The sequence below is a fragment of the Candidatus Hydrogenedentota bacterium genome, from assembly GCA_016791475.1.
GTDB lineage: Bacteria > Hydrogenedentota > Hydrogenedentia > Hydrogenedentales > JAEUWI01 > JAEUWI01.
Window position 1 is genome coordinate 1 of record JAEUWI010000131.1, and the last position, 888, is coordinate 888.

At 60.7% G+C, this 888-nt stretch carries 1 protein-coding gene; it reads left to right on the plus strand.

Annotated elements, in window-relative coordinates:
• The coding region (locus tag JNK74_28255) for a hypothetical protein (protein MBL7650081.1) at positions 1 to 888 on the plus strand (888 nt) is incomplete at both ends.

The following is an 888-nucleotide window of genomic DNA, read 5'->3' on the forward strand; positions in this document are numbered from 1 at the left end:
GAAATTCGTGCGCGAAATGCCATTCCGCACAAGTCCATTCGTGGGAGGGTTCCCACCACGACTTGGCGATGGATCCTGCGACGGACGAGACCGTCGTCGACGTGAAGGCGTTCGCCGATCAGGAATTTACGCATCAAGGAGTGACGTCGAAGTTTTTCCGCAAAGACGGCAAGTTCTTCGTGACGACGGACGACCACGCCGGCAAGCCGGCGACGTTTGAAATCAAGTATGTGTTCGGCGTCGATCCGCTGCAGCAATACATGGTGGAGTTTCCCGAGAAGGCGTCGGCAGTAACGCCGCAAGGGGAAACGATCGAGTTGCCCGCCGGCCGTGTGCAGGTGCTTTCCATCGCTTGGGACACGCACAAGGGGAAGTGGTTTCACTTGTATCCCAACCGCAAGATCGCGGCGGGGGACTGGCTCCACTGGACCGGCGGCGGGCAGAACTGGAACTACATGTGCGCCGAGTGCCACAGCACCGACCTGCAGAAGAAGTTCGACGTCGCCGCGAACGCCTACCATACGACGTGGGCGGAGATCGACGTGAGTTGCGAAGCGTGTCACGGCCCGGCGAGCGAACACGTGGCCCGCGCGGAAGGTGCCCTCGGCTTCAGCGACCCGCGCCACTTCCATAGCTACGCGCTGAATCAGCTCAAGGGTCCGAACTCGCTCGGCGAAATTGAAACGTGCGCCCAGTGCCACGCGCGGCGGCGGATCGTTCACGGCGACTATCGGCCGGGGGCCAAGTTTCACGATTTCTACGAGCCGGAAAAGCTCGACGGCGATCTCTACTTTGCCGACGGCCAGATCAAGGAAGAGTTGTACGAATACGGTTCCTTCCTGCAGAGCCGGATGTTTCGCGAAGGCGTTCGCTGCTCGAATTGCCACG